Below are 20,601 nucleotides of genomic sequence, written 5' to 3' on the forward strand. Positions count from 1 at the left end.
CCTGAATCAGCTGTTTGTGTAGCATGGCGTTACATCTTCTCCGGCGACTTGCGACTTAGGTGCAGCAGTTCGTTGGCGGCTTGGCTCGTTACTATATGTGTCCAGTTACCGACGGCGTTGTCCAAGGCGACCAGGACCGCTTTTGAATCGAAAAGGGAAACACGCCACATGCAGTCAGCTTATACCGTTCTTATCCTGCTGATGCTGGTCAGTGTCTCCAAGCTGGTGGGGCGGATGATTCCGCTGCCCTTGCCACTGGTGCAGATCGGCGCCGGAGCGCTGCTGGCCTGGCCAACCCTCGGCCTGCACGTGGCCCTGGATCCCGAGTTGTTCCTGTTCCTGTTCCTGCCGCCGTTGCTGTTCGCCGATGGCTGGCGCATCCCCAAGCGCGAGCTATGGCGCATTCGTGGCCCGGTGGTGGCCTTGGCCGTGGGTTTGGTGCTGTTCACCGTGGTGGGGGCGGGGTACTTCATCCACTGGATCCTGCCAAGCATTCCACTGCCGGTAGCGTTCGCCCTGGCTGCGGTGCTCTCGCCCACCGACGCGGTGGCCGTCTCGGCGATTACCCAGGATCGCCTGCCAACACCCTTGATGCACATGCTCCAGGGCGAAGCGCTGATGAACGATGCTTCGGGCCTGGTGACGTTCAAGTTCGCATTGGCGGCAGCCATTACCGGGGTGTTTTCGTTGACCGATGCCAGCCTGACGTTCGTGCTGGTAGCCATCGGCGGGCTTGCAGTCGGGGTGGGACTGAGCTGGTTGGTGGGGCGCCTGCGTGCCTGGATGATCGCTCGGGGCTGGGACGATCCGGCGACGCATGTGGTGTTCATGCTGCTGTTGCCCTTTGCCGCCTACGTGCTGGCCGAACGGCTCGGTGTCTCGGGCATTCTCTCGGCGGTGGCGGCAGGGATGATGCAGAGCTGGCTCGACCTGTTGCCGCGCCAGACCAGTACGCGCCTGCTCAACCGCAGCGTCTGGTCGCTGCTGGAGTTCGCCTTCAATGGTCTGATCTTCCTGCTGCTGGGCTTGCAATTACCCGACATCATCAAGGCAGTTGTCAGCCACGAAACGTCGTTGTGGCCGACCCTGGCCTTGCGTTGCCTCGATGTGGTGGCGATCTTCGTGGCGTTGGTGCTGCTGCGGTTCGTCTGGGTACAAAGCGTGTGGCGCGCTATCGGCGTGGTGCGCCGCTGGCGCGGTAAGTCGGCGCTGGTGCTGATGCCCAGCGCACGTTCGTGCTGGCTGTTGACCCTGGGCGGCGTGCGCGGGGCCGTGACCTTGGCGGGTGTGATGTCGGTGCCCTTGCTGATCGGGGCCGGCCAGGCGTTCCCGGAGCGTGATCTGCTGATCTTCATTGCCGCCGGGGTGATCCTGCTGTCGCTGATCAGTGCCTGCATCGCCCTGCCGATTCTGTTGCGCGGGGTGACCAAGAGCCCGGACGAACGCCTGCATCAGGAAGTACAGGAAGCCTGGAGACGCACCGCGGAAGCCGCGATTCATGCACTGGAGGCCGAGGAGGTCATCGATGCCAATGCCCCGCAGGATGCCGCCCAGGCGACGCTGGCGACCGAGTTGAAGGCGCGCCTGATGGCGGAGTACCGGGATGAGCTGGACAGTTACAACGACAGCGCCGAAGCGCGTGCGCTGGCCGAGCAGATGGATCTTCTGGAGCGCCGCTTGCGCTTGCGTGCATTGCGCGCACAGCGGCTGGAACTGTACAGCCTGCATCGCCAGCACCTGGTGGGGGATGAAGTAGTGCGCCAGGTGCTGGGTGAACTGGACATGAGCGAGGCGAACCTGGGGCAGGTTCGTTAGCGTCAGTCGTGTGGGTAGGCCAGGCGCATCATCTCGAGGTCTTTCGCACTGAGCTCCGTATTCTGGACTACCTCGGATCCATCCAAGGTCATCCAGGCCGCAATCGGGTAATGCATTATAGAGAGCGGATCGTACTGGGTTTTGATCAGTTCGTTGTCGGGCCGTTTGTTCAGGTAAGTCTCCCTGATGTCTTGCTCTGACCAGTCACCCGATTGCTTGGCAGCTTCGAATAGAGCCGGCTCGTTCCAGGGGATGGTGGCATCGGGGTGTAGCTGTTCATGTTCGAATCCTAGTGCATGGCCGAACTCGTGTAACACGGTGGATTCGAATGATTCATCCCCCGGTATGACATTCAGCGACATGGTGTAGTCTTCACTAGCCAGTGCATCGGTGCCGATGTCTGATTCGTTGTGCTCTGCATGTTCGCCTGTGAGGATCCTGATCTGGGCATGTTTGTCATCATCTTCTGACAGATCAAGCTCCAGGTTGGCGCCGGAAAGATCCACCCACTGGCAAGCCAGTTCGAAGATCGACATCTTGAGCTTTCTGTCCGGAGCACCGAGAAACGAGATCCACAAAGTACGACCGGGTGCCCATAGTCGGCCGGTCTCGATCAGTCCGCGCTTTTTTCGACCGCCGTTGCTCTGGCCCCTGTTGCGGGGGTTCTCGGTAACGGCCAGATCATGGGAGAGCTGCTGATCGATGCGGTGGCGAGTACGGAGTGAGGCGAGTGTATACATCGGAGAGTTCCTGGTGTGGTTGGAACTCAGGATGATCTGCGACCGATCAAGCTACGTGGCATTACATAAGTCTGTGCGGTGACACGCGTTCAGGCATCCCAGCGCCCGAGTGCCGTTAGATAGTTACCTAGGGGCTGACATCGACGCCAGCCCCAAGGGGAGAGGCATTTCAGCGCCCTGCGAGGAACCCGCGAATCCGCTCGGCCGCCTCGATGCACTCGGCCAGAGGCGCAACCAGCGCCATGCGCACGCGTCCTGCGCCCGGATTGACGCCATCCACTTCACGCGACAGATACGAGCCCGGCACAACGGTCACGTGCTCGGCTTCGAACAGGTCACGGGTAAAATCAGCGTCGCTGCCCGGCACCTTGGCCCACAGATAGAAGCTGCCATCCGGGCGTTGCACGTCCATCACCGGTTGCAGGATCTCGAGCACGGCATCGTACTTGGCGCGGTACTGGTCGCGGTTTGCGCGCACATGGGCTTCGTCCTGCCAGGCGGCGACGCTGGCCAGTTGCGTCTGCACCGGCATGGCGCAACCGTGGTAGGTGCGGTACAGCAGGAATGGCTTGATGATCTCGGCATCGCCAGCGACGAAGCCCGAACGCAGACCCGGCAGGTTGGAGCGCTTGGACAGGCTGTGGAACACCACGCAGCGTTTGAAGTCGTTGCGGCCGAGCTCGGCGCAGGCGCTCAGCAGGCCTGGTGGTGGAGCGTCTTCGTCGAAGTACAGCTCGCTGTAGCACTCGTCGGCGGCAATCACGAAATCGTGCTCGTCGGCCAGGGCGATCAGCTTTTTCAGGGTGTCCATCGGCACCAGTGCGCCGGTGGGGTTGCCAGGGGAGCACAGGAACAGGATCTGGCAGCGCTTCCAGATCTCGACCGGCACCGCGTCGAAATCAGGGTTGAAGCCGTTGTTTTCCAGGCAGGGCAGGTAGTGCGGAGTAGCTCCGGCCAGCAGCGCCGCGCCTTCGTAGATCTGGTAGAACGGGTTGGGGCTGACCACCAGGCCGTCGTCGGCGCGGTTGACCACCGTTTGCGTGAAAGCGAACAGCGCTTCACGGGTGCCATTGACCGGCAGGACATGCTGGTCGGCATCGAGCCAGCCAGCGGGCACGCCAAAACGGCGCTCGCACCATTGGACGATGGCCTGGCGCAGGGCCGGCAGGCCGAGGGTGCTGGGGTAGACCGCCAGTTTATCGAGGTTGTCGGCCAGGGCCTTGGCGACGAACGCCGGGGATTCATGCTTCGGCTCACCGATCGACAGGGCAATGGCGCGTTTGTCCGCGGCAGGTTTCACGCTGCCGAGCAGGGCGCGGAGCTTCTCGAAGGGATAGGGCTGAAGCTGGGTCAAGGCATGGTTCATCGGCGCAAGGTCTCGTAATCGTCAGAAGGTCACGCGGGTAGGGCTGGTATCGCTGGACTGGCCGGCCTGCAACTGTTCGACGATGGCTTCCTGCAGGCGGCTGCACAGTTGCGGGTCGGAGAGCGGCTGGTTGTCGGCGTCGGTGATGAAGAACACGTCTTCCACGCGCTCGCCGAGGGTGGCGATCTTGGCGTTCTGCAGCGACAGGTCGAACTCAAGGAAGATCCGCCCCAGGCGCGCCAGCAGGCCAGGCCGGTCGGGTGCGGTGATTTCGAGGATGGTCACCGGGCGCTGGGCATCGTTGAGGATGGTCACCTGCGGCGCGAAGTTGAAGTGCTTGAGCTGGCGCGGCACGCGCCGCTGGATGATGGTCGGGTAATCCTCGGGATTGCGCAGTGCCTCGGTCAGCCCTTCGCGGATCTGCTTGACCCGCTGCGGGTTGTCGCCGATCGAGCCGCCGTCGTTGTCGAGCACGATGTAGGTGTCGAGGGTGAACTGGCTGCTGGAGGTGATGATGCGGGCGTCGTGGATGTTCAGGTTGAGCTGCGACATCGCCGCCACGGTCACGGCGAAGAAGTCGTGCTGGTCGGGCGCGTAGATGAAGATCTGCGTGCCGCCTTCGAACTCGCGCTGCGTGGTTTCCTTGATCAGCACCAGCGGGCCGCCATCGGCCGGCTGCTGGAGAATCGCATCGCTGTGCCAGGCCACATCGGCGGCGGTGTGCTTGAGGAAATAGTCGTCGCCCAGCTGCGACCAGAGTTGCTCCACATCGTCCGGGTCTGTGCCTTCGCGCACGAGGATGTCCAGCGCGGCGCTTTGTGTCTGGCGGATCTGCTCCTCGCGGTCCAGCGGGTTCTCAAGGCCCCGGCGCAGCGCGCGCTTGGCCTCGGTGTAGAGCTGGCGCAGCAGGCTGGCGCGCCAGGAGTTCCACAGGCTGGGGTTGGTGGCGTTGATGTCGGCCACGGTCAGCACGTAGAGGTAGTCCAGGCGGGTTTCGTCGCCGACGAACAGGGCGAAATCGTTGATCACCTGCGGGTCGGAGAGGTCCTTGCGCTGGGCGGTGGTGGACATCACCAGGTGGCTCTGCACCAGCCAGGCAATCAGCCGCGAGTCCCAGGCCGGTAGCTGATGGCGCTCGCAGAACGCCTGAGCATCCACCGCACCGAGCTCGGAGTGATCGCCCTGGCGACCCTTGCCGATGTCGTGATAAAGACCGGCGAGGTAGATCAGCTCAGGCTTGGGCAGGCGTCCCATGAGCTTGCTGGCCAACGGGAATTTCTCCGACACCGGGGTGTACTGCAGTTTGCGCAGGTGCTTGATGAGGTTGAGCGTGTGCGCATCGACCGTATAGATGTGGAACAGGTCGTGCTGCATCTGTCCGACGATCAGGCCGAATTCCGGCAGGTAGCGACCGAGGATGCCATAGCGGTTCATGCGCCGCAGGTTGCGGTGGATGCCGATCTCGCACTTGAACAGCTCGATGAACAGGCTGGTGTTGCGGATATCGTTGCGGAACTTGTCGTCGATCAGGTGCCGATGTTCACGCAGAAGGCGCACGGTGTCGGCGCGTACGCCCTTGATCTCCGGATGCTGGGCCATCAGCACGAAGATCTCCAGCATGGCGAACGGGGTGCGCTTGAAGACGTTCGGGTTGACCGCCTCTATATAGCCGTCATGCAGGCGAAAGCGCGAGTTCAGCGGCTGGGTGCTGCCATTGTCGTCGGCGAGGATCACTTCCTCGAAGTGCTGGATGATCAGGTCGCAGAGCTGGCTGATGCTCATCACCACCCGGTAGTACTGCTGCATGAACTGCTCGATGGCGCGCTTGGGGTTCTCGTCGCTGTAACCGAGCAGCGCCGCGATACTGCGCTGGTGGTCGAACAGCAGGCGGTCTTCGGCGCGTCCGGCGAGCATGTGCAGGGCGTAGCGCACGCGCCAGAGGAAGGCCTGCGACGAGGCCAGCAGGTCGTTCTCGCTTTCCAGCAGAAAACCTTCGCCAGCCAGCGCGTGCAGGTTGAGGGTGCCGTACTGGCGGCGGGCAACCCAGAGCACCGTCTGGATGTCGCGCAGGCCACCTGGCGAACCCTTGACGTTGGGCTCCAGGTTGTACTCGGTGTCGTTGTACTTGTGGTGCCGTGCCTTGAGCTCGGCACGCTTGGCCAGGAAGAACTCCTTGCTGGGCCACATGTGCGCGGTGCTGGTGACTTCCAGCATGCGCTCGCGCAGCGTCTCGGGGCCGGCGACGGTGCGGCTTTCCATCAGGTTGGTGATCACTGTCAGGTCGGCGCGCGCCTGCTCGGCGCATTCCTCGACGGTGCGCACGCTCTGACCGACTTCCAGGCCGATGTCCCACAGCAGTGTCAGGAAGCGCTCGATGGCGTCGCGATACTGCTCGTGTTCCGCCTGGTCGAGCAGGATCAGCAGGTCGATGTCCGACCAGGGGTGCAGCTCGCCGCGGCCGTAGCCGCCGACCGCGACCAGGGCGATGCCGTCCGGATTGCCCCAGTCGAACTGGTTCCAGGCCTGTTGCAGGATATTGTCGACGAACCAGGCGCGGTCCTCGATCAGGCGGCGGATCTCGACGCCTTCGCGAAAGCGTCTGTCGAAGACTTCTGCGGCCTGGCGCAGTGCCTTCTTGAAGGCGGGAATGGGGCTTGCCTTGAGCGCCAGTTCCGCCTGGAACTGGCCACGGTCGAACAGCTCTGGATCCACCTGTGGCATCGAGTCGCCTTCCTGAGTTGAATTACGCCGAGGTACGGGGAATGGTGTCGTCTTTGCGCAGGGTGAAGATTTCATAGCCCGTGGCGGTGACCACCAGCGTATGTTCCCACTGTGCCGAGAGCTTGCGATCCTTGGTGATGGCGGTCCAGCCATCGCCCAGCACCTTGGTGTCGGCCTTGCCCTGGTTGATCATCGGCTCGATGGTGAAGGTCATGCCTTCTTTCAGTTCCATGCCGGTGCCGGCCCTGCCGTAGTGCAGGATCTGCGGTTCTTCATGGAACACCTTGCCGATGCCATGGCCGCAGAACTCGCGAACCACCGAGAAACCGTTCTTTTCCGCGTGCTTCTGGATCACTTCGCCGATGTCGCCCAGGCGGCAGCCCGGCTTGATGAGCTCGATGGCCTTGTACAGGCACTCTTGGGTGACCTTGGACAGGCGCTCGGCCCAGGGCGCGACGGTGCCGACATGGAACATGCGGCTGGTGTCGCCGTGGTAGCCATCCTTGATCACCGTCACGTCGATGTTGATGGTGTCGCCATCCTTGAGCGGCTTTTCGTTGGGGATGCCGTGGCAGACCACATGGTTGATCGAGGTGCAGATCGACTTGGGGAAGCCCTTGTAGTTGAGCGGCGCCGGGATCGCCTGCTGGACGTTGACGATGTAGTCGTGGCACAGGCGGTCGAGTTCCTCGGTGGTCACGCCAGGCTTGACGTGCTCTTCGATCATTTCGAGGACTTCGGCGGCCAGGCGGCCGGCGATGCGCATCTTCTCGATGTCTTCTGCGGTCTTGATGGTGACGGTCATTACAGGCTCTCTACGGCGCCGGGCGGCGCACAACAAACGGGAAAGGCCGGATTCTAACAGAGCAGGGCGGCGTTCTGTGGGGAGAAAACCGCGGATCCGGTGGTCTATGGAGGGCATTCTGGCGCGATTGCCGGGCTGCTGCAAAAGCCACTGACGGATGAAGCACCTTGCGGGTTCCGTTCGTCTTCTGTCTGTGGTATAAAATGCGCCGCTTTCGGGGAGGTCCCCGTCAGCTCAAACCCACACACGTGTCGACACGATGGCCTGGGTGCCCGGGATCTTCGGATCCATGGGTTGGTCATTGGGATACGTGGAGGCCCAACCCGACTTATCAAGGAACTATCATGTCCCAAGTCAACATGCGCGATATGCTGAAGGCCGGTGTGCACTTCGGCCACCAGACCCGTTACTGGAACCCGAAAATGGGCAAGTACATTTTCGGCGCGCGCAACAAGATCCACATTATCAACCTGGAAAAAACCCTGCCGATGTTCAACGACGCTCTGTCGTTCGTAGAGCGCCTGGCCCAGGGCAAGAACAAGATCCTGTTCGTCGGCACCAAGCGTTCCGCTGGCAAACTGGTCGCCGAGCAAGCTGCTCGTTGCGGTTCGCCATACGTTGATCATCGCTGGTTGGGCGGCATGCTGACCAACTACAAGACCATCCGTGCTTCGATCAAGCGTCTGCGCGACCTGGAAACCCAGGCCGAAGATGGCACCTTCGCCAAGCTGACCAAGAAAGAAGCCCTGATGCGCTCGCGCGACCTGGAAAAACTGGATCGCAGCCTGGGTGGTATCAAGGACATGGGCGGTCTGCCTGATGCACTGTTCGTCATCGACGTCGATCACGAGCGCATTGCAATCACCGAAGCCAACAAGCTGGGCATCCCGGTCATCGGCGTTGTCGATACCAACAGCAGCCCGGAAGGCGTTGACTTCGTGATCCCAGGCAACGACGACGCAATCCGCGCCATCGAGCTGTACATGACTTCGATGGCTGACGCCGTCATCCGCGGTCGCAACAACGTTGCCGGCGGTACCGAAGTCTACGCTGAAGAAGCGGCGGCACCAGCTGCTGAGTAATTGACGCCTGGCGTCTACTTGGCACGCGAAAAGGGGGCTTGGCCCCCTTTTTGCCACCTGAAATCCTCCTGTCAGCAAGCACGCCGCATCATGCGTGGCGCTGGTGTGAAGACAGCGGATTTCCAGAATTGAACGCCCGTGATGAACGGGTGGAATGGTTGAAAAACTTTCCAAGAGGATTTTGAAATGGCAGCAATTACTGCAGCGCTGGTCAAAGAACTGCGCGAGCGTACCGGCGAAGGCATGATGGATTGCAAAAAGGCCCTGGAAAAGGCCGGCGGCGACATCGAGAAAGCCATTGACGACATGCGTGCCTCGGGCGCCATCAAGGCCGCCAAGAAGGCTGGCAACGTTGCCGCTGAAGGTGCTATCGCCGTCAAGACCGACGGTAAGGTCGCCGTTCTGCTGGAAGTGAACTCGCAGACCGACTTCCTGGCTCTGCAAGACGACTTCAAGACTTTCGTTGCCGAAAGCCTGGAAGAAGCCTTCGCCCAGAAGCTGACCGACGCCGCTCCGCTGATCGCTTCGCGTGAAGCCGCTCGTGAAGCCCTGGTCGCCAAGTGCGGCGAGAACGTCAACATCCGTCGTCTGGCTCGCGTCGAAGGCGACGTGGTCGGTGCCTACCTGCACGGCAACAAGATCGGCGCTGCCGTCGTTCTGAAAGGCGGTGACGTAGAGCTGGCCAAGAACATCGCCATGCACGTTGCAGCTTCGAACCCTGAGTTCCTGGATTCGTCGGAAATCTCCGCCGAGGCCATCGAGCGCGAGAAGGGCGTCTTCCTGCAGCTGAACGCCGACAAGATCGCTGGCAAGCCGGAAAACATCGTTGAGAACATGATCAACGGCCGTATCACCAAGTTCAAGGCAGAAGCCTCGCTGAAAGAGCAGGCCTTCGTCATGAACCCGGAAGTCAAGGTCGGCGATCTGGCCAAGAAAGCCGGTGCTGAAATCGTTTCCTTCACCTACTTCAAAGTTGGCGAAGGCATCGAGAAGCCGGTTGACGACTTCGCTGCCGAAGTTGCCGCCCAGGTCGCTGCCGCCAAGCAGTAAGACGGACTCGTCTGTCGCCCCGAAGAGGCTGCCCGCTCACGCGCGCAGCCTCTTTGTCAAAGCGCGCAAGGGTTTATCTGGCCCTGTGCGCTGGCACTGAAGCAGTGCCACGCTACAGTTAGCAGGCTGCACACAGCCCGCACGGAATTTTCTAAAAGTACGCCGCAGGAGAGACTCGCAATGGCTCAGCAGGTGAGTGGTCGCCAACCTCGCTATAAACGCATTTTGCTCAAACTTAGCGGCGAGGCCCTGATGGGCTCGGAAGACTTCGGGATCGACCCGAAGGTGCTGGACCGCATGGCCCTGGAAGTTGGCCAGCTGGTCGGTATCGGTGTCCAGGTCGGCCTGGTGATCGGTGGTGGTAACCTGTTCCGCGGCGCCGCGCTCAGTGCAGCCGGCATGGACCGCGTCACGGGCGACCACATGGGCATGCTGGCCACTGTGATGAACGCACTGGCCATGCGCGATGCGCTGGAGCGCTCGAACATCCCGGCACTGGTCATGTCTGCCATCTCCATGGTCGGCGTCACCGATCATTACGATCGTCGCAAAGCTATTCGCCACCTCAACTCCGGGGATGTGGTAATTTTCTCCGCCGGTACCGGCAATCCGTTCTTCACCACCGACTCCGCAGCCTGCCTGCGTGCCATCGAAATCGATGCCGACGTGGTGCTGAAGGCGACCAAGGTCGATGGTGTGTACACTGCCGACCCATTCAAGGATCCGCATGCCGAGAAGTTCGATCACCTCACCTACGACGAGGTGCTGGATCGCAAGCTCGGTGTCATGGACCTGACCGCAATCTGCCTGTGCCGCGACCACAAGATGCCATTGCGGGTATTCAACATGAACAAGCCTGGCGCCCTGCTGAACATCGTGGTGGGTGGCGCTGAAGGTACTTTGATCGAGGAAGGCGAAGCATGATCAACGACATCAAGAAAGACGCGCAGGAGCGCATGGGCAAGTCCCTCGAGGCGTTGGCCCGCAACCTGGCAGCGATCCGCACCGGTCGCGCCCACCCAAGCATCCTGGATGGCGTCAAGGTTCCGGCCTGGGGTAGCGAGATGCCGCTGAACCAAGTGGCCGCGATCACCGTCGAGGACGCCCGCACCCTCAAGATCGTCGCCCACGACAAGAACCTCAGCGCCGCGATCGAGAAGGCCATCCTGACCTCCGACCTGGGCCTGAACCCGTCGAGCGCCGGTACCACCATTCGCGTGCCGATGCCGGCCCTGACCGAAGAAACCCGCAAGGGCTACACCAAGCAGGCCAGCGGCGTTGCCGAGGATGCCAAGGTTGCCGTGCGCAACGTGCGTCGCGACGCATTGGCCGACCTGAAGAAGCTCACCAAGGACAAGGAAATCAGCGAAGACGAAGAGCGTCGTGCAGCTGACGAGATCCAGAAGCTGACCGACAAGTTCGTGGCAGACGTCGATGCTGCGTTCAAAGCCAAGGAAAAGGACCTGATGGCCGTCTGAGGCCAGGACTTTTTCATGGAAAAGACCAAGCAGGCGGCACCCTCGTCGGTGCCGCGTCACGTCGCTATCATCATGGACGGCAACAACCGCTGGGCGAAAAAGCGCCTGCTGCCTGGCGTTGCCGGGCACAAGGCCGGCGTCGATGCGGTGCGTGCGGTGATCGAAGTCTGTGCCGAGGCCAAGGTCGAAGTGCTCACGCTCTTCGCCTTCTCCAGCGAGAACTGGCAGCGTCCGGCCGATGAGGTGGGTGCGTTGATGGAGCTGTTCTTCTCGGCCTTGCGCCGCGAGGCCAAGCGCCTGAACGACAACAACATCTGCCTGCGCATCATCGGTGACCGCTCGCGCTTCCATCCGGAGCTACAGGCCGCGATGCGAGAAGCCGAAGCGCTGACCGCCGGCAATGATCGTTTCATCCTGCAGATCGCTGCCAACTATGGCGGTCAGTGGGATATCGCCCAGGCTGCCCAGCGCCTGGCGCGCGAAGTCCAGGCCGGCCATCTGCGCCCGGACGATATCACGCCCGGTCTGCTGCAGACCTGCCTTGCCACGGGGGACCTGCCGTTGCCCGACCTGTGCATTCGCACCGGCGGCGAACACCGCATCAGCAACTTCCTGTTGTGGCAGTTGGCCTACGCCGAGCTGTATTTCTCCGACCTGTACTGGCCGGACTTCAAACACGAGGCCATGCGTAATGCACTGGCCGATTTCGCTTCGCGCCAACGCCGCTTCGGTAAGACCAGCGAGCAGGTCGAGGCTGGAGCTCGTGCTTAATGCTTAAACAACGCATCATTACCGCGCTGATCCTGTTGCCGATCGCGCTGGGCGGTTTCTTCCTGCTCAACGGCGCGGATTTCGCCCTGTTCATCGGTTTCGTGGTGACCCTTGGTGCCTGGGAATGGGCGCGTCTGGCCGGGTTGATGGCCCAGCCATTGCGCATCGCCTATGCCGCCGTGGTCGCTGGAGCGCTGATGGTGCTCTACCTCATGCCGGACCTTGCGCCCTGGGTGCTGGGGGCGTCGGTGATCTGGTGGGGCCTGGCGACTTGGCTGGTGCTCACCTATCCACGCAGCGCTGAGTTGTGGAGCAGTGCCGCCTGCCGTCTGCTGATCGGTCTGCTGGTGCTGTTACCCGCCTGGCAAGGCCTGTTGCTGCTCAAGCATTGGCCATTGGGCAATGGCTTGATCCTGGCGGTGATGGTGCTGGTCTGGGCTGCCGACATCGGTGCATATTTCTCTGGTCGTGCCTTTGGCAAGCGCAAGCTGGCGCCGCACGTCAGCCCCGGCAAGAGCTGGGAGGGTGTGTATGGCGGCATGGCCGTGAGCCTGTTGATCACCCTGGTGGTCGGGCTCGTGCGCGACTGGGGGTTGGGGCAGTTGCTGCTCGGCCTGGTCGGCGCGGTGATCGTGGTCATGTCGTCGGTGGTTGGCGACCTGACCGAAAGCATGTTCAAGCGTCGCGAAGGCATCAAGGACAGCAGTAACCTGCTGCCTGGTCATGGCGGCGTGCTGGATCGTATCGACAGCCTGACCGCGGCGATCCCGATGTTCGCCGTGCTGCTCTGGGCGGCCGAATGGGGTGTGATGTGAGTCATCCGCAGCGGATTACCGTGCTCGGTGCGACCGGGTCGATCGGCCTGAGTACGCTGGATGTGATTGCCCGTCACCCCGAGCGCTACCAGGTGTTTGCCTTGAGCGGCTATTCACGCCTGGATGAATTGCTCGGCCTGTGCCTGCGCCATCGTCCGGCGTATGCGGTGGTGCCGGACGCCGACTCGGTCGCCCGCCTGCGTGAAGGGCTGGCGGCGGCGGGCAGCACCACCGAAGTGCTGGAAGGCGAGGCAGGTCTCTGCCAGGTTGCGTCTGCCAGCGAAGTGGACACCGTGATGGCTGCTATCGTCGGCGCTGCTGGTCTGCGTCCGACCTTGGCGGCGGTGCAGGCCGGCAAGAAGGTGCTGCTGGCCAACAAGGAGGCGCTGGTGATGTCCGGCGCGCTGTTCATGGAAGCGGTGCGCACCAGTGGTGCAGTGCTGCTGCCGATCGACAGCGAGCACAATGCCATCTTCCAGTGCTTGCCCGGCGACTATGCCCGTGGCCTGGCGCACGTTGGTGTGCGTCGTATCCTGCTGACGGCGTCTGGTGGGCCCTTCCGTGAAACCGCGGCGCAGGCGCTGATGGACGTCACGCCGGAGCAGGCCTGTGCTCATCCGAACTGGTCGATGGGGCGCAAGATTTCGGTCGACTCGGCAAGCATGATGAACAAAGGGCTCGAGCTGATCGAGGCCTGCTGGCTGTTTGATGCTGCGCCAGCCAAGGTCGAGGTGGTGGTACACCCGCAAAGTGTGATCCATTCGCTGGTCGACTATGTGGATGGTTCGGTGTTGGCGCAGTTGGGCAACCCGGACATGCGGACACCGATCGCCAACGCTCTGGCATGGCCTGAGCGGATCGATTCCGGTGTCGCGCCGCTGGACCTGTTCGCGGTCGCCCGTCTGGATTTCCAGGCGCCCGACGAGCAGCGATTCCCCTGCCTGCGCCTGGCGCGAGAAGCTGCCGAAGCGGGCAACAGTGCGCCTGCCGTGCTCAACGCCGCCAACGAAGTGGCGGTCGAGGCATTTCTCCAGCGGCGTATCCGCTTCCCGGAAATCGCGGGTATGATCGAACAGGTGCTCGAGCAGGAGCCGGTAGTGCCGTTGCCTTCGCTGGATGCGGTGTTCGCCGCCGACCAGCGAGCCCGGGAGCTGTCCCGGGAGTGGTTGAGGCGCCACGGCCGCTGATTTCCCGTCGGCCCCAGGCCTGGCTGAACGTCATTCGGAGATGGATATGACTGCGCTCTACATGATTATCGGCACCCTGGTGGCCCTGGGTGTACTGGTCACCTTTCACGAATTCGGCCACTTCTGGGTGGCACGCAAGTGCGGAGTGAAAGTCCTGCGCTTCTCGGTGGGGTTCGGCACGCCGTTGGTGCGCTGGCACGACCGCCATGGCACCGAGTTTGTCGTCGCAGCGATTCCGCTGGGCGGCTACGTCAAGATGCTCGATGAGCGCGAAGGCGATGTGCCGCCCGCGCTTGTTGATCAATCCTTCAATCGCAAATCGGTTGGACAGCGTATTGCTATCGTTGCCGCCGGTCCGATTGCCAACTTCCTGCTCGCCATCCTGTTCTTCTGGGTGGTCGCCATGCTCGGCAGCCAGCAGGTGCGTCCGGTCATCGGAGCGGTCGAGTCGGGCAGCCTGGCGGCATCTGCAGGCCTTGTGGCAGGCCAGGAAATTGTTTCGATCGATGGCAAGCCGACCAGTGGCTGGTCGGCGGTCAATCTGCAACTGGTGCGTCGCCTGGGCGAGAGCGGCAGCTTGCGGGTGGGCGTGCGCGACGACGGCGCCACGCTGGAGCGTCAGCATGAAATCCGCCTGAATCAATGGCTCAAGGGTGCCGACGAGCCTGACCCGATCCAGTCCCTGGGGCTGCGCCCCTGGCGGCCGGCGGTAAGTCCGGTGCTCGCCGAAATCGATCCCAAGGGCCCGGCCGCTGCTGCCGGGCTGAAGACCGGCGATAGACTCCTGGCACTCGATGGTGTCGCACTGGGTGACTGGCAGCAGGTGGTGGACACTGTTCGGGCGCGCCCCGAGGCGAAGGTGCTACTGCGTATCGAGCGTGATGGCGCGCAGCTGGAACTGCCGGTGACGCTGGCGCGCAAAGGGGAAGGGCAGGCGTCCGGAGGTTATCTGGGGGCTGGGGTCAAAGGCGCCGAGTGGCCTGCGAACATGCTTCGAGAGGTCAGCTACGGGCCGCTGGAGGCGGTCGGCGAGGGGCTCTCGCGCACTTGGAACATGAGTGTCCTGACCCTTGAATCGCTGAAGAAAATGCTGTTCGGGGAGCTCTCGGTAAAAAACTTGAGCGGACCGATAACCATTGCTAAAGTGGCGGGCGCTTCAGCCCAGTCGGGCGTTGGGGATTTCCTGAATTTCCTAGCCTACCTGAGCATAAGCCTGGGGGTTCTGAACCTGCTGCCCATCCCGGTACTGGATGGGGGGCATTTGCTGTTCTACCTGATCGAGTGGGCGCGCGGTCGTCCGCTCTCGGATCGGGTGCAAGGTTGGGGGGTCCAGATCGGTATCAGTTTGGTCATTGGGGTGATGTTGCTCGCCCTGATCAACGATCTGGGTCGACTTTAACGCTTCGCTCTATTGCGAACCTGCCGCCGTGCTGCGGTGGCGGGTTGTTTATTGCCAGTTGGAATAAAAGGACTTCATGAAACGTCTGCTGCTAACTGCGGTCCTCTCCGCACTGATGATCGCTGAAGTTCACGCCGAGTCCTTCACCATCTCCGATATTCGTGTCAACGGCCTGCAGCGGGTTTCCGCCGGCAGCGTGTTCGGCGCGTTGCCGTTGAACGTAGGCGACCAGGTCGATGACCGCCGCCTGGTGGAGTCGACTCGCTCGCTGTTCAAGACCGGTTTCTTCCAGGACATCCAGCTGGATCGCGACGGCAATGTCCTGATCATCAACGTGGTCGAGCGCCCATCGGTGTCGAGCATCGAGATCGAGGGCAACAAGGCGATCAGTACCGAAGACCTGATGAAGGGCCTGAAGCAGTCCGGCCTGGCCGAGGGCGAGATCTTCCAGCGCGCCACGCTCGAGGGCGTGCGTAACGAGCTGCAGCGCCAGTACGTGGCCCAGGGCCGCTACTCGGCCGAGGTCGATGCCGAGGTCGTGCCGCAGCCACGCAACCGTGTCGGCCTGAAGATCAAGATCAACGAAGGTACCGTCGCGGCGATCCAGCACATCAACGTGGTGGGCAACACCGTGTTCAGCGACGAAGACCTCTCCCAGCTCTTCGAACTGAAAACCACCAACTGGCTGTCGTTCTTCAAGAACGACGACAAGTACGCACGTGAAAAACTCTCCGGTGACCTGGAGCGTCTGCGTTCCTATTACCTGGACCGCGGCTACATCAACATGGACATCGCGTCCACCCAGGTATCGATTACCCCGGACAAGAAGCACGTCTACATTACTGTCAACGTCAACGAAGGCGAGAAGTACACCGTTCGTGACGTGAAACTCTCCGGTGACCTGAAAGTGCCGGAAGACCAGGTCAAGTCGCTGTTGCTGGTGCAGCCAGGCCAGGTCTTCTCGCGCAAGGTGATGACCACCACCTCCGACCTGATCACCCGTCGACTGGGTAACGAAGGCTATACCTTCGCCAACGTCAACGGCGTGCCGCAACCTAACGACCAGGATCACACCGTCGACATCATGTTCGTCGTCGATCCGGGCAAGCGTGCCTACGTCAACCGCATCAACTACCGCGGCAACACCAAGACCGAAGACGAGGTGCTGCGTCGCGAGATGCGTCAGATGGAAGGTGGATGGGCATCCACTTATCTCATCGACCAGTCCAAGACCCGCCTCGAGCGCCTGGGCTTCTTCAAGGAAGTCAACGTCGAGACGCCGCCGGTGCCAGGCACCGACGACCAGGTCGACGTCAACTATGCGGTCGAGGAGCAGGCTTCCGGTTCGATCACCGCCAGCGTCGGTTTCGCCCAGAGCGCGGGCCTGATCCTGGGTGGTTCGATCAGCCAGAGCAACTTCCTGGGTACCGGTAACAAGGTGTCCATCGGCCTGACCCGAAGCGAATACCAGACCCGATACAACTTCGGCTTCGTCGACCCCTACTTCACTGCCGATGGCGTGAGCCTGGGCTACAACGCCTTCTACCGCAGCACCAACTACGATGACCTCGATGTCGACGTGGCGAGCTATGCAGTAGACAGCCTCGGTGCCGGCGTCAGCCTGGGTTACCCAATCAGCGAGACCTCGCGCCTGACCTACGGCCTGACCGTGCAGCAAGACAAGATCAAGACCGGCCGCTACACCGTCGACGAGATCTTCGACTTTCTCGACAAGGAAGGCGACAACTTCCTGAACTTCAAGGCGTCGATCGGCTGGTCCGAATCGACCCTGAACAAAGGCGTGCTGGCAACCCGTGGTCATTCGCAAAGCCTGACTCTGGAAACTACCGTACCGGGCAGCGACCTGTCGTTCTACAAGCTTGACTACCGCGGCCAGCTGTTCAAGCCACTGAGCAACGACTACACCCTACGCCTGCATACTGAGCTGGGCTATGGTGATGGTTTCGGCGGTACCTCGGGCCTGCCGTTCTACGAGAACTATTATGCGGGTGGCTTCAACTCTGTCCGCGGCTTCAAGGACAGCAGCCTGGGCCCACGCAGTACGCCGAGTCGTGGCGAAGGTAATCCGGGGGGCAAACCAGGTACCATTCGTGACCCGGACCAGGACCCGCTGCCGTTCGGTGGTAACGTCCTCGTACAGGGTGGTGTCGAGCTGCTGTTCCCGCTGCCGTTCGTCAAGGACCAGCGTTCGCTGCGTACCTCGGTCTTCTGGGATGTGGGTAACGTGTTCGACACCAACTGCGGCTCCAAGCCTGATTGCGCGAAGGTCGGTTTCTCCGACATGGCCAGCTCCGTCGGCCTGGGCGTGACCTGGATTACCGCGCTGGGCCCGTTGAGCTTCAGCCTGGCGATGCCGATCAAGAAGCCGGACGACGCCGACACCCAGGTGTTCCAATTCTCTCTGGGCCAGACTTTCTAAGCTTGGCCCTTGCTTAACGACAACGGTTTATCCAGGAGTGCATCGTGCGTAAGTTGACTCAACTGGCCGTAGTGGCCGCGGCGCTGGTCGCCACCCCGGCTTTCGCCGAAATGAAGATTGCCGTTCTGAACTACCAGATGGCGCTGCTCGAATCAGACGCCGCCAAAAAGTACGCTGTCGATGCCGAGAAGAAGTTCGGCCCGCAACTGAACCAGCTGAAAACTCTGGAAAGCAGCGCCAAGGGCATCCAGGATCGACTGATCAAGGGTGGCGACAAGATGCAGCAGCAGGAGCGTGAGCGCCTGGAGCTCGAGTTCAAGCAAAAAGCCCGTGACTTCCAGTTCCAGTCCAAGGAACTCAACGAAGCGAAGGCCGTTGCTGATCGCGACATGCTCAAGCAGCTCAAGCCCAAGCTCGACGGTGCCGTCGAGGAAGTCATCAAGAAAGGTGGTTTCGACCTGGTGCTCGAGCGTGGTGCGGTAATCGATGTCAAACCTCAGTATGACATCACCCGCCAGGTCATCGAGCGCATGAACCAAGCGCGTTGATATGACCGTGACCATGACGCTCGGTCAGTTGGCCGAGACCCTCGGGGCCACGCTCAGTGGCCCCGAGTCGCTTGAAATCACCGGGCTGGCCACCTTGCAGGAGGCTGGTCCGGGGCAGTTGAGCTTCCTCGCCAATCGTCAGTACCGCAAATTCCTGGATGACAATCGGGCGGCAGCGGTACTGATCAAGGCCGAGGATGCCGAAGGCTTCACCGGTAACGCGCTGATCGTCCCCGATCCTTACCTGGCTTACGCTCGTATTTCTCACTTGTTCGATCCCAAGCCCAAGGCTGTGGCGGGAGTTCATCCCAGCGCCGTGGTAGCTGACGATGCCCAGGTGGATGCGAGCGCGAGCATCGGGCCGTTCGCGGTCATCGAAAGCGGTGCGCGCATCGGTGCGAACGTGACCGTTGGCGCACATTGCTTTGTCGGTGCCCGCTGCATCATCGGCGAGGGTGGCTGGCTTGCCCCGCGTGTGACGCTGTACCACGATGTCACCATCGGCAAGCGTGTGGTCATTCAGTCGGGTGCGGTGATCGGTGGTGAGGGCTTCGGTTTCGCCAACGAGAAAGGTGTCTGGCAGAAGATTGCCCAGATCGGCGGCGTGACGCTGGGTGACGATGTGGAGATCGGTGTCAACACCGCTGTGGACCGTGGCGCGCTGTCTGACACGCGAATCGGCAATGGCGTCAAGCTCGACAACCAGATTCAGATCGCCCACAACGTGCAGATCGGAGACCATACCGCAATGGCGGCTTGCGTCGGAATTTCCGGCAGCACGCGTATCGGCAAGCACTGCATGATCGCGGGCGGCGTCGGCATGGTTGGTCATATCGATGTTTGCGACAACGTCTTCGTCTCCGGTATGACCATGGTCACCCGCTCGATCACCGAGCCGGGCGGCTATTCTTCCGGTACTGCCATGCAGCCGTTGGCCGAGTGGCGCAAGAGCGCAGCGCGTATACGCCAGCTCGACGAGATGTCCAAGCGTCTGCAGCAACTGGAAAAACGCGTCGAGACCGTGACCTCAGGTGGCCAGCCGGCATCAGAAGGCTGATACCATTTCCTGAGCAAGAGTGAACAGTCGCTAGCTGGCTCCTCTTTGGACTGCAAAAGGAGCGTGTGGTCAGCACCTGCGCTCCCTATTCTTATTACAGGCTTCCCCCCGAAATGATGGACATCAACGAGATTCGCGAATACCTGCCTCACCGTTACCCGTTCCTGCTGGTGGACCGGGTCACGGAGCTGGACTTCGAGGCCCAGAGCATTCGTGCCTACAAGAATGTCAGCATCAACGAGCCGTTCTTCAACGGCCATTTCCCGGCGCACCCGATCATGCCGGGCGTGCTGATCATCGAGGCAATGGCCCAGGCGGCCGGAATTCTCGGCTTCAAGATGCTCGATGCGAAGCCTGCCGATGGCACTCTTTATTACTTCGTCGGCTCCGACAAGCTGCGTTTCCGTCAGCCGGTGTTGCCGGGTGACCAGCTCGTGCTGGAAGCCAAGTTCCTCAGCCGCAAGAGCATGATCTGGAAGTTCGAGTGCCGTGCCCTGGTCGACGGCAAGCCGGTCTGCTCGGCCGAGATCACCTGCGCGGAACGCTCCCTATGAGTTCGATTGATCCGCGGGCGATCATCGATCCCTCGGCCAAGCTGGCCGACGGCGTCGAGGTCGGCCCTTGGTCGATCGTAGGCCCCGATGTCGAAATCGGGGAGGGCACCGTCATTGGTCCGCACGTGGTGCTCAAGGGGCCCACCCGGATCGGCAAGCACAATCGCATCTATCAGTTCAGCTCCATCGGCGAAGACACGCCCGACCTCAAGTACAAGGGGGAGCCGACGCGCCTGGTGATCGGCGATCACAACGTGATCCGCGAAGGTGTCACCATTCACCGCGGTACTGTGCAGGACCGTTCGGAAACCACGCTTGGCGATCACAACCTGATCATGGCCTATGCCCACATCGGCCATGACAGCGTGATCGGCAACCATTGCATCCTGGTCAACAATACGGCGCTGGCCGGGCATGTGCACGTGGGCGACTGGGCCATCCTGTCCGGCTACACCCTGGTGCACCAGTATTGCCATATCGGCGCTCACGCTTTCTCTGGCATGGGCACGGCGATCGGCAAAGATGTTCCGGCGTTCGTCACGGTGTTCGGCAGCCCGGCCGAGGCGCGCAGCATGAACTTTGAAGGTATGCGCCGTCGCGGTTTCAGCGACGAGGTCATCCATGACTTGCGCCGTGCCTACAAGATCGTCTATCGCCAAGGCTTGACCGTGGAAGAGGCGATCAAGGAGCTGGACGAACTGGCCGGGCAGCACCCGGAAGTCGAACTGTTCCGCCAGTCGATCCTCAATTCTGCCCGCGGCATCACCCGCTGA

General features: G+C 61.7%; 18 protein-coding genes. 14 read left to right on the forward strand and 4 right to left on the reverse strand.

Features of this window, described 5'->3' with window-relative positions; all coding sequences use genetic code 11:
• Positions 1 to 168 precede the first annotated feature (168 nt).
• Positions 169 to 1,815 (forward strand): Na+/H+ antiporter, encoded by a 1,647-nt coding sequence (locus tag HU748_RS00980; protein WP_186718845.1) that lies wholly within the window; start codon positions 169 to 171, stop codon positions 1,813 to 1,815.
• A gap of 2 nt (positions 1,816 to 1,817) precedes the next feature.
• Here the strand turns inward: HU748_RS00980 and HU748_RS00985 are convergent, their stop codons facing one another.
• The 4 genes from HU748_RS00985 to map form a co-directional block, all read right to left on the reverse strand.
• A complete protein-coding gene (locus HU748_RS00985; RefSeq protein ID WP_186718846.1) occupies positions 1,818 to 2,555 on the reverse strand; it encodes a peptidase M12 in 738 nt (245 codons plus the stop codon).
• A gap of 169 nt (positions 2,556 to 2,724) precedes the next feature.
• Positions 2,725 to 3,921 (reverse strand): succinyldiaminopimelate transaminase, encoded by a 1,197-nt coding sequence (gene dapC / locus HU748_RS00990; protein ID WP_186718847.1) that lies wholly within the window; start codon positions 3,919 to 3,921, stop codon positions 2,725 to 2,727.
• Between the two features lie 21 nt (positions 3,922 to 3,942).
• Positions 3,943 to 6,642: a [protein-PII] uridylyltransferase gene (locus tag HU748_RS00995; RefSeq protein ID WP_186711297.1), complete on the reverse strand. Its 2,700-nt coding sequence runs from the start codon at positions 6,640 to 6,642 to the stop codon at positions 3,943 to 3,945.
• Positions 6,643 to 6,664: 22 nt separating this feature from the next.
• Positions 6,665 to 7,447 carry a type I methionyl aminopeptidase gene (map, locus tag HU748_RS01000; protein WP_186667238.1) on the reverse strand — a complete coding sequence of 261 codons (783 nt, stop codon included), beginning with the start codon at positions 7,445 to 7,447 and terminating at the stop codon, positions 6,665 to 6,667.
• 344 nt (positions 7,448 to 7,791) lie between these two features.
• Here map and rpsB point away from each other — a divergent pair, with 344 nt between their 5' ends.
• The 13 genes from rpsB to lpxA all read left to right on the forward strand — a co-directional run bounded on the left by rpsB (position 7,792) and on the right by lpxA (position 20,601).
• Positions 7,792 to 8,529, forward strand: a complete 738-nt coding sequence (rpsB, locus tag HU748_RS01005) for a 30S ribosomal protein S2 (protein ID WP_054891081.1) — start codon at positions 7,792 to 7,794, stop codon at positions 8,527 to 8,529.
• Between the two features lie 186 nt (positions 8,530 to 8,715).
• Complete coding sequence (tsf, locus tag HU748_RS01010) at positions 8,716 to 9,579, forward strand: translation elongation factor Ts (protein WP_186667237.1); 864 nt, start codon at positions 8,716 to 8,718, stop codon at positions 9,577 to 9,579.
• A gap of 180 nt (positions 9,580 to 9,759) precedes the next feature.
• Complete coding sequence (pyrH, locus tag HU748_RS01015; protein WP_023381972.1) at positions 9,760 to 10,503, forward strand: UMP kinase; 744 nt, start codon at positions 9,760 to 9,762, stop codon at positions 10,501 to 10,503.
• The gene (frr, locus tag HU748_RS01020; RefSeq protein ID WP_186667236.1) at positions 10,500 to 11,057 is read left to right on the forward strand and encodes a ribosome recycling factor; all 558 of its coding nucleotides are present in this window, start codon (positions 10,500 to 10,502) and stop codon (positions 11,055 to 11,057) included. Before pyrH ends, frr begins: the two co-directional genes overlap by 4 nt.
• A 15-nt stretch (positions 11,058 to 11,072) precedes the next feature.
• Positions 11,073 to 11,828 (forward strand): polyprenyl diphosphate synthase, encoded by a 756-nt coding sequence (gene uppS / locus HU748_RS01025; RefSeq protein ID WP_186667235.1) that lies wholly within the window; start codon positions 11,073 to 11,075, stop codon positions 11,826 to 11,828.
• Positions 11,828 to 12,643 (forward strand): phosphatidate cytidylyltransferase, encoded by an 816-nt coding sequence (locus HU748_RS01030; protein ID WP_054891077.1) that lies wholly within the window; start codon positions 11,828 to 11,830, stop codon positions 12,641 to 12,643. The genes uppS and HU748_RS01030 overlap by 1 nt, the downstream gene beginning before the upstream one ends.
• On the forward strand, positions 12,640 to 13,830 hold the full coding sequence (gene ispC / locus HU748_RS01035; protein ID WP_186718848.1) for a 1-deoxy-D-xylulose-5-phosphate reductoisomerase: 1,191 nt from the start codon (positions 12,640 to 12,642) through the stop codon (positions 13,828 to 13,830). Before HU748_RS01030 ends, ispC begins: the two co-directional genes overlap by 4 nt.
• Before the next feature lie 46 nt (positions 13,831 to 13,876).
• On the forward strand, positions 13,877 to 15,229 hold the full coding sequence (gene rseP, locus HU748_RS01040; protein ID WP_186667233.1) for an RIP metalloprotease RseP: 1,353 nt from the start codon (positions 13,877 to 13,879) through the stop codon (positions 15,227 to 15,229).
• Between the two features lie 76 nt (positions 15,230 to 15,305).
• Positions 15,306 to 17,669, forward strand: a complete 2,364-nt coding sequence (bamA, locus tag HU748_RS01045; RefSeq protein ID WP_063545919.1) for an outer membrane protein assembly factor BamA — start codon at positions 15,306 to 15,308, stop codon at positions 17,667 to 17,669.
• A 44-nt stretch (positions 17,670 to 17,713) separates the two neighbouring features.
• A complete protein-coding gene (locus tag HU748_RS01050; RefSeq protein WP_054891073.1) occupies positions 17,714 to 18,217 on the forward strand; it encodes an OmpH family outer membrane protein in 504 nt (167 codons plus the stop codon).
• A gap of 1 nt (position 18,218) precedes the next feature.
• A complete protein-coding gene (gene lpxD / locus HU748_RS01055; RefSeq protein WP_186667232.1) occupies positions 18,219 to 19,274 on the forward strand; it encodes a UDP-3-O-(3-hydroxymyristoyl)glucosamine N-acyltransferase in 1,056 nt (351 codons plus the stop codon).
• Positions 19,275 to 19,387: 113 nt separating this feature from the next.
• Positions 19,388 to 19,828, forward strand: a complete 441-nt coding sequence (gene fabZ / locus HU748_RS01060) for a 3-hydroxyacyl-ACP dehydratase FabZ (protein WP_011535269.1) — start codon at positions 19,388 to 19,390, stop codon at positions 19,826 to 19,828.
• Positions 19,825 to 20,601 carry an acyl-ACP--UDP-N-acetylglucosamine O-acyltransferase gene (gene lpxA / locus HU748_RS01065; protein WP_186667231.1) on the forward strand — a complete coding sequence of 259 codons (777 nt, stop codon included), beginning with the start codon at positions 19,825 to 19,827 and terminating at the stop codon, positions 20,599 to 20,601. The genes fabZ and lpxA overlap by 4 nt, the downstream gene beginning before the upstream one ends.

This window comes from Pseudomonas sp. RW3S2, assembly GCF_014268955.1.
Classification (GTDB): domain Bacteria; phylum Pseudomonadota; class Gammaproteobacteria; order Pseudomonadales; family Pseudomonadaceae; genus Aquipseudomonas; species Aquipseudomonas wayambapalatensis.

Excerpts from the sequence above, each read along its gene's own strand:
- HU748_RS00980 (WP_186718845.1), top strand. The coding sequence starts at position 169 with ATGCAGTCAGCTTATACCGTTCTTATCCTGCTGATGCTGGTCAGTGTC.
- lpxA (WP_186667231.1), top strand. The coding sequence starts at position 19,825 with ATGAGTTCGATTGATCCGCGGGCGATCATCGATCCCTCGGCCAAGCTG.
- frr (WP_186667236.1), top strand. The coding sequence starts at position 10,500 with ATGATCAACGACATCAAGAAAGACGCGCAGGAGCGCATGGGCAAGTCC.
- lpxD (WP_186667232.1), top strand. The coding sequence starts at position 18,219 with ATGACCGTGACCATGACGCTCGGTCAGTTGGCCGAGACCCTCGGGGCC.
- tsf (WP_186667237.1), top strand. The coding sequence starts at position 8,716 with ATGGCAGCAATTACTGCAGCGCTGGTCAAAGAACTGCGCGAGCGTACC.
- rpsB (WP_054891081.1), top strand. The coding sequence starts at position 7,792 with ATGTCCCAAGTCAACATGCGCGATATGCTGAAGGCCGGTGTGCACTTC.
- HU748_RS00995 (WP_186711297.1), bottom strand. The coding sequence starts at position 6,642 with ATGCCACAGGTGGATCCAGAGCTGTTCGACCGTGGCCAGTTCCAGGCG.
- HU748_RS00985 (WP_186718846.1), bottom strand. The coding sequence starts at position 2,555 with ATGTATACACTCGCCTCACTCCGTACTCGCCACCGCATCGATCAGCAG.
- pyrH (WP_023381972.1), top strand. The coding sequence starts at position 9,760 with ATGGCTCAGCAGGTGAGTGGTCGCCAACCTCGCTATAAACGCATTTTG.
- map (WP_186667238.1), bottom strand. The coding sequence starts at position 7,447 with ATGACCGTCACCATCAAGACCGCAGAAGACATCGAGAAGATGCGCATC.
- dapC (WP_186718847.1), bottom strand. The coding sequence starts at position 3,921 with ATGAACCATGCCTTGACCCAGCTTCAGCCCTATCCCTTCGAGAAGCTC.
- fabZ (WP_011535269.1), top strand. The coding sequence starts at position 19,388 with ATGATGGACATCAACGAGATTCGCGAATACCTGCCTCACCGTTACCCG.
- HU748_RS01030 (WP_054891077.1), top strand. The coding sequence starts at position 11,828 with ATGCTTAAACAACGCATCATTACCGCGCTGATCCTGTTGCCGATCGCG.
- uppS (WP_186667235.1), top strand. The coding sequence starts at position 11,073 with ATGGAAAAGACCAAGCAGGCGGCACCCTCGTCGGTGCCGCGTCACGTC.
- bamA (WP_063545919.1), top strand. The coding sequence starts at position 15,306 with ATGAAACGTCTGCTGCTAACTGCGGTCCTCTCCGCACTGATGATCGCT.
- rseP (WP_186667233.1), top strand. The coding sequence starts at position 13,877 with ATGACTGCGCTCTACATGATTATCGGCACCCTGGTGGCCCTGGGTGTA.